This window comes from Empedobacter brevis (assembly GCF_965118635.1).
GTDB lineage: Bacteria > Bacteroidota > Bacteroidia > Flavobacteriales > Weeksellaceae > Empedobacter > Empedobacter brevis_A.
Genome location: NZ_CBCPHV010000004.1, coordinates 273,168 through 285,943 on the forward strand (window position 1 = coordinate 273,168; position 12,776 = coordinate 285,943).

A 12,776-nucleotide genomic window follows, 5' to 3' on the forward strand; every position below is an offset into this window, starting at 1 on the left:
TTTTTTAGTCGTAAATTTGTATACATTTAAAATTCACTAAAATGAGTGTTGAAAATTCTGACCCAAAAAATAAAGATGAATTTAATTTAGACGATTATTTAGAAAAAAATAGTCAGATGAATGAAGACGTTCGTAGTTCCATTGGAACTATGGAACGAACAGGAGAACGTAAATGGGTTTATCCAAAAAAACCAAAAGGAAAGTTTACAACTTATAGGACATATGTTAGTTATGTATTGTTAGCAATATTAATCTTAACACCTTTCTTTAAGTTACCAAATGGTAATCCCTTGTTCAAATTTGATGTATTACAAAGTCAATTTATATTATTCGGATTTCCTTTTTTTACATCAGACTTTTTCCTTTTAGCCTTAGGAATGATTACGACAATTATTTTTATCGTATTATTTACAATGGCTTATGGTCGATTATTCTGTGGATGGGTATGTCCGCAAACCATATTTTTAGAAATGGTTTTTAGAAAAATAGAATATGCCATAGAAGGAGATAGAGCCAAACAAATCCGATTAGATAAACAAGATTGGGACGAAGAAAAGATTCGTAAAAAATTATTGAAGTGGACAATCTTTGCTATTTTATCATTCATTATCGCAAATGTATTCTTAGCCTACATTATTGGTGCTGATTCATTATATAGTGTGATAAAAGAAGGACCAGCAGATAACATCGGAACATTGGTTGGATTAGTAATCTTCTCAGCAATGTTTTATTTTGTGTTCGCTTGGTTCCGTGAACAAGCTTGTACATTAGTTTGTCCTTACGGACGTTTTCAAGGTGTATTAATTGATGCGCATACAATCAACGTTGCGTATGATTTTAAACGCGGTGAAGGAACAGCAGGTCGTGCTAAATTCAAGAAGAATGAAGATCGTAAAGCAGAAGGAAAAGGAGATTGTATAGACTGTGGACAATGTGTAGCAGTTTGTCCAACGGGTATTGATATTCGTAATGGTATCCAATTAGAATGTGTCAACTGTACAGCTTGTATTGATGCATGTGACGAAGTAATGGTAAAAGTTGGTTTACCAACAGGTTTAATTCGTTATGCTTCGGAAGACGATATTATCCGTGGTGAAAAATTCAAGTTCACAAAACGATTAGCTGCTTATACATTTGCCTTATTATTATTAATTGGAGCAATGACAGCGTTCTTATTCTCTCGTTCAGATGTAGAATCTAAGTACCTTAAAGTTCCTGGAACTGACTACAAAGTAGAAGGTCAATACTATGTCAACCAGTTCGAATATACGTTGTACAACAAAACAAACGCAGATCAAATTGTAAGTCTTAAATTATTATCTCACAAAGATTCTAAAATAGAAATGTTTGAAGGAGCAAATAACTTAAACATGGAAAAAGGTCAAATCATTCAAGGAAACTTCTACTTGAAAATTCCTATGAACGAAGTGAAATCGTACAAAGAAAAAATAGTGATTGGTTTAGTCAATCAAAAAGGAAAAGTAATCGATAAATACGAAACGAGCTTCTCAGCTCCATTCAAATATTAAAATATGAAATTAAATTGGGGACATTATGTAGCAATCGCCCTAGGATGTTTTATTATATTCATCCTATCATTGCTATACTTCGCAGGAGATACAGGAGGCATGGTAACAGAAAATTACTATGAAAAGGAAATCCATTTTCAAGACGAAATAAACGCTGAGAAGCGTGCAAATGCTTTGACCGAAAAACCAGAAATCATTGTACAAGCAAATGGCTTCTTATTTCAATTCCCAGCCAATACTTCTGCAGACTTTAAAGGTGATATATTTTTAATGCGTAGTGCAGACGAAACAAAAGATATCAAAACACCAATTAAATTATCAGACAAGAAGAATTTCTTAGTACCTGCTGTTAAGTTAATCAACGGTGAATACGAATTAACTTTAAGCTGGAAAGAAAATAATCAAACATACTTGGTTAAAAAGTCAATTCGATGGATTTCACAATAATTATTATAGCATTATCCATAGGTCTTACATCGTCCCTACATTGCGTAGGGATGTGCGGACCTATTGCTTTATCGTTGGGATTAGAATCTCAAAACAAGTTAAAATTCACATTTCGTAACCTCACATATCAACTAGGACGCGTAACAACATATACAATTCTAGGCGCTCTTCTAGGATTAATAGGTGAATCGTTTTCATTTGTGGGCTTACAAAATTACCTAAGCATACTAATAGGTGTCCTAATGATCATTATGGTCATGATTCCTAAATTCTACGAAAACGGAGCAACACAACTACGTCCCGTAAATGCGCTAATGGTAAAAGTGAAACTTTCTCTTGGTAAATTCCTTATCAAGAAAGACTCATCCTCTCTATACATCGTTGGACTATTAAACGGATTACTGCCTTGCGGAATGGTCTATGCCTCACTTACAGCTGCCATTGGGCTTGGTTCTGTGTACAAAAGTGCGCTATTCATGTTCTTCTTTGGACTAGGTACATTGCCTTTGATGTTTGCAACCGTTTTATTTGGTAACTTCTTATCTGTAAAACAACGCCAAACAATCCTGAAAATATTACCAATCATCACACTTATACTAGGTGTATTATTCATCCTTCGCGGATTAGAATTAGATATACCATACATCTCTCCAGCCAAAGAAGCACTACAGCTAAACGGTATGGACGAACATTGTATGTAATCAGAAAACATATAGATAAGCAAGATTTGACCTTACATATTAAGGGATTATTCATTAATAAAATCATTGTTAATACTGAAGTAAGAAAACGTTTCTAACTAGATATTTCTATACACAAAACGTCTATTCTTATCCTATTAGCAGTAGAAGATAGAAAGACCTGCGCACCTTTCAAGTAAAAGCTGCGCGGCTTTTGGGTGAAACCTGCGCAGGAGTTATGCAAAAGCCGCGCAGGTTTTGTCTGTTTACTGCGCAGGTTTCTTATCGCAGATAAGCAGAGGCTTAGCGAGGAGATATTTCTTATAAAATCAATCAATAGTAATAACTCTTATAAACCTCATCAATGCTTGAATAATTAGAAAGGTGTAATCTGTTCTTTATTGATTAAGATTAATCTTTTTAGATAGTTTATTAACAAAAGAAACGCATTAATCAAATCGTATGAAGAAATTAGGTTATCAACAACTTGTTAATAACCTTTAATCAATTACTACGTAGCTTTCTTCGTTCTGTTCATTAGTTCATAATAGGGGAATACGTTCTAGATAAATCAACAATCATGTCTAGCCTAAATAATCCATTCGTGATAAGATTGAATAATAAAGGACAATGTAGTACAGAGAAAATGTTGATCTATATAAAAAGTGGTTATTGGTTAAGTAATCGATCAACTTTTATCCTTACAAAATAAATTGTAATTTTGGCGTTATCACTATATGTAGCTTAACTAAATAAACGTCAAAATGATAACACAATTAAGAGGAAAATTAATCGAGATTTACCCAACAAATGCTGTAATAGACTGCAATGGGATGGGATATTGGGTAAATATTTCACTAAACACGTATTCTACTTTGGAACACGAAGAGTTGGTTACAATCTTTACTCATTTAATTGTTCGCGAAGATGCTCATATACTTTATGGATTTGCAACGAAATTAGAACGCGAAATTTTTCAGAAATTAATTAGTGTTAACGGTGTCGGACCAGCTTCTGGAATGATGATTATTTCGACACTTTCTTCCAAAGAAATCGCAACTGCAATAGCAACAGAAGATGCCAAACTGTTGCAAAGCGTAAAAGGAATTGGAGCAAAAACGGCTCAAAGAATCATTATTGATTTGAAAGATAAGTTGGATCAAAACTTAATATTAGACGTTAATTCTACTTCGGTTAAAAATAAATCTAAGAATGAAGCGTTATCTGCTTTAGAAGTTTTAGGAATTCCTAAAAAATCTGCAGAAAAAATCATGGACAAAATCTTACAAGATCAGCCAGAGGCAGATGTGGAATTCTTAGTAAAAGAAACCTTGAAGAAAATTTAATGAAGATTCATAACGAACCAAAAACTATTCGTAAAGGCTCTACTATAGCAGCTTTGTGTTTTCTTTTTGCAATGGGTACGGCGAGCGATGTTATGGCTCAAGAAAGCGATACGCTTAAGTTTCCTATCCGAGACCAAAAAGGTGGATTGTTTTTAGATAATCAAATAAAATACGATGTACAATATGATGCGATAAAGCGTCAGTATATTCTATATCCTCAAATTGGAACGAGTTTAGTTTCCGAACCGATTTATTTGACTCGTCAAGAATACTTGACATTGGTTCAGAATCAAGACATGAAAAATTATTTTCGTGTAAAATCTCAAACCAACGATCAGTTTTACCGCGAACAACGTTTTGGAGATAAAGAAGGCAAGAAAGAAGGAAATATTTTACCTAGTTTTAAGATAAAGTCTAAAGCTTTCGAATCGATATTTGGAGGTTCAGAAATCTCATTAATTCCGCAAGGTTATGCAAATTTAGACTTAGGTGTTTTCTTGCAAAAGATAGATAACCCAATGTTGTTGCCTCAGAACCGTCAAACGCTTACAATGGATATTAACCAACGTATGCAATTGAGTATTCTGGGGAAAGTGGGAGAAAATCTTCAAATGAAGGTAAACTACGATACGCAAGCTGGTTTCGGTTTCGAAAATCAAATGAAACTTCAATGGAGAAAAGCATTAGGAACTAAACTTGATCCATTTGGAGGAGAAGATGATATCCTACAAAATGTCGAAGTTGGTAATATTTCCATGCCATTAAGTACTTCATTAATTACCGGAGCACAATCTCTTTTTGGAGTTCGTACTGATCTTAAATTTGGTCGTACAAATGTATCGGCTGTCTTTTCAGAACAACGTTCAGAATCAAAAAACATTGTCGTGCAAGGTGGTGGTGTGATGACTGATTTTAAAGTTGCTGCCGAAAAATATGAATACAACAGACACTTTTTCTTAGGTCAATTTTTTAGAAACAATTACGATAAAGCATTAGCAAACTATCCTGCAATCAATAGCAAGATTAAAATCAGTAATATTGAAGTTTGGAAAATAGATAAATCGGGAGGTAATCAACAAAACCGCCGTGCTATTATTGCTTTACGAGATATTGCAGAAGGTGGCACAGAACCGCAAAATAGTAGCAATCCGTTGTTTGATAATATTCTTGATAAAAAATTCGAGAAGATTAGTGATGCTAGAAGTTATTTGACTGGACATTCTTTTAATGGAGAACAATTTCAGGATGGAGAAAACTTTATCGTGAACGAAAATGTTAGAAAACTAGATGCTTCTGAGTTTACTTTTTATCCAAACTTAGGGTATATTTCCTTGAATACTCCTTTGGTTGATGGTGAAGATTTATTAGCAGTATCGTTCCAATATTCATTAAGCTCTGATCCTACAAAATTGTACAAAGTGGGACAGATGTCAAATGAGACAGATAAGCCAATTATTGCAAAATTAATTAAACCAAATTCTGCTGTAAATGTGGCTTCGCCAATGTGGGATTTGATGATGAAAAATATTTACTCGTTAAATGCTTATGGTGTTTCGAGTGAAGATTTCTTAATGAATATTAATTTTAAGGATAATGGAGAACAATCTTCAGGTAAATTAAATTATCTACCAAATTCAGCTGTTTCAGAACAATCATTAATTCAAGTTCTGAACATGGATAGATTAAACTCGAATGGACAATTGCAACAAAATCCAGATGGAAGTAAAGGAGATGGTTTATTCGATTTTGAACCAGGATTAACAATAGATACAGAAAGAGGAAATATTATTTTTACATCTGTTGAACCATTTGGTAAATATTTGAGTGATAAATTAAAAGGGCAAAACGAAGAATATGTTTTTAATCAAATTTATCGTCAATTACCAAACACTCTTCCTGGTGAAAAATTAGCCAATCGTTATACATTAGAAGGTCGTTACAAAGGAACTGTTACAGATGGTATTCCGTTAGGAGCTTTCAATGTGCCACAAGGTTCTGTTAAAGTAACTTCTGGTGGAGCAACCTTGACAGAAGGGATAGATTATACAGTAGATTATCAGTTGGGTCGTGTAAAAATTATCAATGAACAATTGAAAAATTCTGGAGCACCAATTAATGTTTCATTAGAAAATCAATCAACTTTTAATTTACAGAAAAAACGTTTCATGGGAATTAATGTTGAACATAAGTTTAATGATAAATTTATGTTAGGTGGTACATTAATTAATTACCAAGAACGCCCAGTTACACAAAAAACACAATATGGCTCAGAACCTGTGAACAACACAATTTTTGGACTTAATACACAATATAATTCAGAAGCTGAATGGTTAACTCGTTTAACAAATAAAATTCCAGGAATCAAAACAGACCAAATGTCGAACATTAGTGTTCAGGCAGAAGCTGCTTATTTGATGCCAGGAATGAACAAAGTTACAGGTGGTTATTCTTATATAGACGATTTTGAAGATGCTCAATCTCGTATCAGTTTATTAGACGCTGGTTCTTGGAAATTTGGTTCAACACCAGGGAAACCAGCTGGATATTCAGCATCTGCATATCACCCGTTTTTTCCTAATGGAATGAAAAATAACGATTTATCATTCAATAATGGACGTCGTATGTTATCGTGGTATTCGATAGACCCACGTTTCTATGGGCTTGGAGGAAGTTCACCTTTGACAGATCAACAAATGTCAACGCATATGGCACGTCGTATTAAGTTGAAAGAACTTTTTGATCAACGTGATGTGATGGCAGGAACCAATTCGTATATCAGTACATTAGATATGACGTTCTATCCACAAGAAAGAGGTCCTTATAATGTTAATCCAAATGCAACCGATACGAAGAATTGGGGAGCAATGATGCGCCCAATTTCTGTTTCAAATTTCAAAGATTCTAATGTTGAATACATCGAATTTTGGATGATGGATCCTTATGCAGATGGAAAAGGAGGTGAAGGTGAATTGTTGGTACATTTAGGAAATGTTTCGGAAGACGTTTTGAAAGATGGTGAAATGATGTACGAAAATGGATTGCCACATTCTAATAATGGAATTCAAGTCGTTGAATCAAAATGGGGTAAAACGCCACAACTAAATCCAATTTTGTATGCTTTTGATACAGATGGAGCAGCCCGAAAACAACAAGATTTAGGATATAATGGATTGACGGATGCTGAAGAGGCTCAACTTTATGGGATTACAAGTAATAATTTGGTAACAGGAGAACTGGATCCAGCTAACGATAACTATTTATTCTTTTTAGATGATCGTTTTAGAGGAGCTTCAATCGGAAATACAGTGCAAGATCGTTACCGTTATTTTAGAAATACGCAAGGAAACAATTCAACTGACAATCCGTTACATGCAGCATCTTTAACACCAGATACGGAAGATATTAATGGTGATTTCAATTTAGATCAGACAGAGAATTACAATCAATATACATTAAAGATTAATCGTCAAACTCTAGAAGATCCTAACAATAAATTTATTGTCGCAAGAAAAACAGTTCAAGGCGAATTTCCTGATAAAACCAAACATGATGTAAAGTGGTATCAAGTTCGTATTCCTGTTGATAACTTCGATTTAGACCTTGATGGAGATGGAATAGAGGAGCTAAATAATGATGTTTCCATTGCGCAAGCGGAGAGTGTATTAACTTCTGCTCGTTTTATGCGTATGGTGATGCGCGGTTTTGAAGAAGAAACAACTATTCGTTTCGGAACATTTGATTTGGTTCGTTCAGAATGGCGTCGTTATACTAAAAATATCTACCCTACAATGGGTGGAAATGAACAAGAAGGAGTAAATGTAGATAAAAACATTGACGATTTAGAAATAGGTGAGGTAAGTATTGAGCGAAATGGTACTGACCGTCCTCGCTATATGATTCCTCCTGGGGTTTATCGAGAACAAACACAAGGAACAACAGGATATCAATCTCAAAACGAAGCTTCGATGACTTTGAAGGCAAAGTTTAAACCAGGAAGTACGTCAAAAGCTATTTTCAAGAATACAAATTTAGATTTGCGTCGATACAAAAAATTACAAATGTTTGTATCTGCTCAAAACTTATTAGATAGAGCCTCAAATGCCGTTGATGATGGAACAAAATTATTTATACGTGTAGGTAGTGATTATACAGATAATTACTATGAATACGAGATGCCATTGAAATATACACCAGAAAGTTCTGCAACAGAAAGTACAGTTTGGCCAGATGAAAACTTTATTGATCTGAGTACAGATTTATTTACAGATGCAAAAAAACAAAGGGATTCTGATGGTTTTAGTACATTACAACGTTTCAATTATGCATTCGATCAGGAGAATCCAAATAAAACGGTTTATGTAAAAGGTCGTCCTACATTAGGTAATGTATCTTCGATTATGATTGGAGTTCGTAACACTTCAGGACCATCTAATAAAGAGGTTTTACTTTGGGTGAATGAACTTCGTTTAAGTGAAGTTGATAACAAAGGAGGATATGCAGCTTCCGCTAATTTACAGTTCAATTTAGGAGATTTTGCAAACGTTCAACTTTCGGGAAGTAAAAGTTCTGTTGGTTTCGGAGCGATAGATCAAGGACCAGCGAGTCGTAATCAAGACGAATCATTCCAATATGCATTGAATGTTCAATTGAAATTAGACAAATTTTTACCAGAAAAATGGGGAATGGAAATTCCGTTCGATTTTACAATTCAAGAAAGTTTTGTCGATCCGAAATATAATCCATTAGACAACGATATTATTTTTGATGAAGCTCCTAATAAAGCAGAATTAGAAAAAGTTGTTCGTACATATACACAATTTAAAAGTTTTGCTTTTAATAATATTAGAAAAGTTAGATCAACAAAGAATAATAAACCTGCTCGATTCTATGATCCGTCTAACTTCTCGGTATCGATGATGTATTCGGACAATTATTACCGCGATATTTACACACAATATAATATTAATCAGCAGTTAAGAGCATCGATTAATTATAATTATGGTTTTAGAGGGAAATCGTACGAGCCATTCAAAAATTGGCGAACAGTTCAACCAAAAGAAGAATCAGGGAAATATTTACAATTTATTCGTGAATTTAATATTAATCCTTTGCCAACTCGTTTCTCTTTCCGTACAGAAATTGCGCGTACATATAGCGAAAGACAATATCGTGACATTAGCCAATATTTAGGTGGAGGAAGTTCTTCGAGTTTTATACGCCCAACTTATAGTAACAATTTCTTGTTCAATTGGCAATATAATTTAGGTTTTGATTTGACAAAATCGTTGCGCTTAGATTTAACATCTTCAACAATGACATTGAATGATGGAACCAATTTCCAGCGAGCAGATCAAGATATGATTTGGCAAAATATGTTTACAATTGGACGTCCAGTTCAGTACGATCAGCAGTTTCAGGTAAATTATAAATTACCTTTAAAATTCTTCCCTTATCTAAATTGGATGAATGTTGAGGTTGGTTACACAGCAAACTATAATTGGGTTGCGACTTCTACAGCTTACAGAAATTTTGAGGTAGATGGAAGACCTGTTAATTTAGGAAATGGTACAGCTCAAAATTCGAATTCGATCAACTTGATGGGAGACTTAGATTTTACGAGATTCTATCCAGAATTTAAAGGATATAAACGTTTCGATTCTATCCTAAAAGGTCGTCGTGCAGAAATCGATTCATTGAATACTGCTTACACCAATTTATTTGCTAAAAAGCGTCGTACAAATAAAAAATCTGCGTATAAATTCAAACATAAATTTACAGCGAAAGATTATGGATGGATGGTTTTATCATCTTTAAAACGAGCAAATTTTACTTATAATCAGCGAAATGGAGCTGTAATTCCAGGATTATTATACGAGCCAGGTTTCTTTGGTGTTGATGGTAAAAATGGACCAAGTTTAGGATTTATTTACGGAACACAATTCGATATTAAACGACAGTTAGTTGAAAGAGGATTAATTGTTTCTGATGAATTGATGACAGATGCTTATCAAATTACGAAAGGAAGTGATTTCAATGCAACTGCTTTAATAGAGCCGATTCCAGATTTACGAATTGACTTGAATGCGAAACGTATGAAAGATCGTCGTATTTATCATTCAGGATTCAATTTAGCAGTCGAAAATCCATACATAGATGAATTAACAAATCTTAATATTTCCACAGTTAATATTAAAACAGCTTTCAAAAATGGAGATGCAATTTTTGATCAATTCTTAGCTAATACGAAAACAATTTCTGGTCGTTTAGCACAGAAAAGAGGAGTTGGAGAAAAAGATAATTTAGATTATTATAAAGGTTTTAATGCAAGAAGTTCAGATGTGCTTTTACCAGCATTTTTATCTGCAGTACAAGGAAAAGATGCAGGTTCATCTAAATTAGGATACAACCGTTCGATTCCTGTTCCGAATTGGCGCGTTACATACACAGGCTTGAAATCGATTCCAATTATCAACAAATATTTTGATAATGTAGAAGTTTCAAGTGCTTATAATTCTACGTACACCACGACAGGAGTTCAGTCTAATCCGAATTTTATGCTAGATTCAGGGATTTTGGCTGGCGGACAGGTAACAGGGAAAGACGAAAATGGCAACTTTTATACTCAGAATTTATATGGAGCTGTGACGATGATAGAATCTTTTTCACCATTATTAGGAATAGATTTAACATTCCGTAATAGTATGCAGTTTCGTGCTCAATATAATAGAGATCGTTTATTGTCATTAAGCACAACAAATTACACGTATACAGAAGATTATGGAACTGAATATATTTTAGGATTTGGATATATTTTCAAAGACTTTAAAATGAAAATTCGTTACCAAGGAAATCAGAAAACCGTAAAAGGAGATTTGAATATCCGTGGAGATTTCTCTTTAAGAGATAATCAAACAACAATTCGAAAAGTTATTTATGAATATGAGCCAAGAGATTCAAATAATCCAGAATCTGATCCTAAATTAACAGGTATTAAAGGAGATTCACAAATAACAGGTGGACAGCGAATTATGACATTTAAGTTGACGGCAGATTATAACGTAAGTAAGAATCTAAACTTGAGATTTTATTGGGATCAGATGATGAGTAAATATAAAATTTCAACAGCTTTTCCAATTTCTCAAATTCGTGCCGGATTTAGTGCTACCTTTACATTCGGAAATTAATAAACATTAAAAACAAACATTATGAGCATTCCAAACAATTTAAAGTACAGTAAAGATCACGAATGGATCTCTGTAGAAGGAGACGTAGCAACAATTGGTATTACAGCTTTCGCACAAGGAGAGTTAGGAGATATCGTTTATGTTGATGTTGAAACTGAAGGAGAATCATTAGGTCAAGAAGAAGTATTTGGAACAGTTGAAGCAGTAAAAACAGTTTCTGATTTATTTATGCCAATCAGTGGTGAAGTAACAGAATTTAATACTGAATTAGAAGGTGAACCAGAATTAATCAATACAGATCCTTATGGAAAAGGATGGATTATTAAAATTAAAGTAGAAGATGCATCTCAATTAGATTCTTTATTAGATGCAGCAGCTTACGCAGAATTGATCGGTGCATAAGACAAAAAAAATAATATTCTTTGCATATGTAGCATTTGTGTTTTATCTGACACTGCTTCCACAAGAGAATTTTTCGAAATTAAGTACAATCAAAGAATTAGAAATCTTTTTGAAGATAGATAATTTAGATAAAATTGTACATTGTGGAATGTTTGGGATGATGACAATTTTGTTATTTATCACGTACAAAATAACAAATCTACGTTTGATGATTATTCCGTTTCTGATAAGTTTCCTCATCGAAATTTTACAAGGCGTTTTAACATCACTTCATCGTAGTTTTGATTTTGTCGATTTAATGGCAAATTTATCAGGAATCGCCCTTGCATATATTGCAATAATCTATTATTCACAACATAAAAAAACTCAGTAGTACTACTGAGTTTTTTGTTTTATTTCATAAATTCTTTTGGGATTTCACAAACCGGAATCGGGACCATTTTATGTTGATTAATACGATTCAATCTTGCATAAATTTCGAAAACCTCTTTTTCTCTTCCTTCAAATTCATCCGAAGTATGTCCAGCTTCTTTCGCTTTCATAGCCCATTCCAATTCATCGTAATTAGCGCCTAATTGATCTTCATCCGAACGATCATCACCAAATAAACCATCAGTTGGTTTTGCTTTTTGAATATCGGTATTAATGCCTAAAAATTCGGCAATTTTATATACTTCCGATTTCATCAAATCAGCAATTGGACTAAGATCTACTCCGCCATCTCCATATTTTGTATAAAAACCAACACCAAAATCTTCCACTTTATTTCCTGTTCCTGCAACCAAATAATTGTGCAAACCAGCAAAATAATACAACGTTGTCATTCGCAAACGCGAACGAGTATTCGCCAAAGCTAAATTAACTTTATCTGTTGTTTCTGTTTCTGGTAAGGCCGAAATCATAGCATCAAAAGTTGAGGTTAAATCAATTTCTATCGAATCTATTGGCGAAGAAAAATTATTTTTTAACCATTCGATATGACGTTTTGCTCGATCTGCTTGATTTTTTTCTTGATGAATTGGCATTTCCAAATTAAGCAATGGATAACCTGTCATTGCACAAAGAGTAGAAGTTACAGCAGAATCTATTCCTCCCGAAATTCCAATCACAAATCCTTTTTGATGAGCTGTTTCTAAATAATCTTTTAACCAAGAAACAATATATTTTACAACTTTTTCAGTTTGCATA

Annotated in this window: 8 protein-coding genes; 7 read left to right on the forward strand and 1 reads right to left on the reverse strand. The window is 33.6% G+C overall.

Annotated features, from left to right (window positions below; genetic code table 11):
- The first annotated feature begins 41 nt into the window (after positions 1 to 41).
- The 7 genes from ccoG to ACMHJW_RS07700 all read left to right on the forward strand — a co-directional run bounded on the left by ccoG (position 42) and on the right by ACMHJW_RS07700 (position 11,961).
- Positions 42 to 1,529 carry a cytochrome c oxidase accessory protein CcoG gene (gene ccoG, locus ACMHJW_RS07670; protein ID WP_413532821.1) on the forward strand — a complete coding sequence of 496 codons (1,488 nt, stop codon included), beginning with the start codon at positions 42 to 44 and terminating at the stop codon, positions 1,527 to 1,529.
- Between the two features lie 3 nt (positions 1,530 to 1,532).
- On the forward strand, positions 1,533 to 1,976 hold the full coding sequence (locus ACMHJW_RS07675) for a FixH family protein (protein ID WP_413532822.1): 444 nt from the start codon (positions 1,533 to 1,535) through the stop codon (positions 1,974 to 1,976).
- Entirely contained in the window at positions 1,961 to 2,677 is a 717-nt protein-coding gene (locus ACMHJW_RS07680) for a sulfite exporter TauE/SafE family protein (protein WP_413532823.1), read from the forward strand. Before ACMHJW_RS07675 ends, ACMHJW_RS07680 begins: the two co-directional genes overlap by 16 nt.
- 743 nt (positions 2,678 to 3,420) lie before the next feature.
- The gene (ruvA, locus tag ACMHJW_RS07685; protein WP_413532824.1) at positions 3,421 to 4,002 is read left to right on the forward strand and encodes a Holliday junction branch migration protein RuvA; all 582 of its coding nucleotides are present in this window, start codon (positions 3,421 to 3,423) and stop codon (positions 4,000 to 4,002) included.
- Positions 4,002 to 11,186: a cell surface protein SprA gene (gene sprA, locus ACMHJW_RS07690; RefSeq protein WP_413532825.1), complete on the forward strand. Its 7,185-nt coding sequence runs from the start codon at positions 4,002 to 4,004 to the stop codon at positions 11,184 to 11,186. The genes ruvA and sprA overlap by 1 nt, the downstream gene beginning before the upstream one ends.
- 21 nt (positions 11,187 to 11,207) lie before the next feature.
- A complete protein-coding gene (gene gcvH, locus ACMHJW_RS07695; RefSeq protein WP_413532826.1) occupies positions 11,208 to 11,588 on the forward strand; it encodes a glycine cleavage system protein GcvH in 381 nt (126 codons plus the stop codon).
- The gene (locus ACMHJW_RS07700) at positions 11,581 to 11,961 is read left to right on the forward strand and encodes a VanZ family protein (RefSeq protein ID WP_413532827.1); all 381 of its coding nucleotides are present in this window, start codon (positions 11,581 to 11,583) and stop codon (positions 11,959 to 11,961) included. The genes gcvH and ACMHJW_RS07700 overlap by 8 nt, the downstream gene beginning before the upstream one ends.
- 19 nt (positions 11,962 to 11,980) lie before the next feature.
- Here the strand turns inward: ACMHJW_RS07700 and nadE are convergent, their stop codons facing one another.
- Positions 11,981 to 12,775 carry an NAD(+) synthase gene (nadE, locus tag ACMHJW_RS07705; RefSeq protein WP_413532828.1) on the reverse strand — a complete coding sequence of 265 codons (795 nt, stop codon included), beginning with the start codon at positions 12,773 to 12,775 and terminating at the stop codon, positions 11,981 to 11,983.
- Between the last annotated feature and the right edge of the window lies 1 nt (position 12,776).

What these genes read in the sequence shown, in the direction of transcription:
- ccoG (WP_413532821.1), top strand. Translation starts at nt 42, where the DNA reads ATGAGTGTTGAAAATTCTGACCCAAAAAATAAAGATGAATTTAATTTA.
- ACMHJW_RS07675 (WP_413532822.1), top strand. Translation starts at nt 1,533, where the DNA reads ATGAAATTAAATTGGGGACATTATGTAGCAATCGCCCTAGGATGTTTT.
- ACMHJW_RS07680 (WP_413532823.1), top strand. Translation starts at nt 1,961, where the DNA reads ATGGATTTCACAATAATTATTATAGCATTATCCATAGGTCTTACATCG.
- ruvA (WP_413532824.1), top strand. Translation starts at nt 3,421, where the DNA reads ATGATAACACAATTAAGAGGAAAATTAATCGAGATTTACCCAACAAAT.
- sprA (WP_413532825.1), top strand. Translation starts at nt 4,002, where the DNA reads ATGAAGATTCATAACGAACCAAAAACTATTCGTAAAGGCTCTACTATA.
- gcvH (WP_413532826.1), top strand. Translation starts at nt 11,208, where the DNA reads ATGAGCATTCCAAACAATTTAAAGTACAGTAAAGATCACGAATGGATC.
- nadE (WP_413532828.1), bottom strand. Translation starts at nt 12,775, where the DNA reads ATGCAAACTGAAAAAGTTGTAAAATATATTGTTTCTTGGTTAAAAGAT.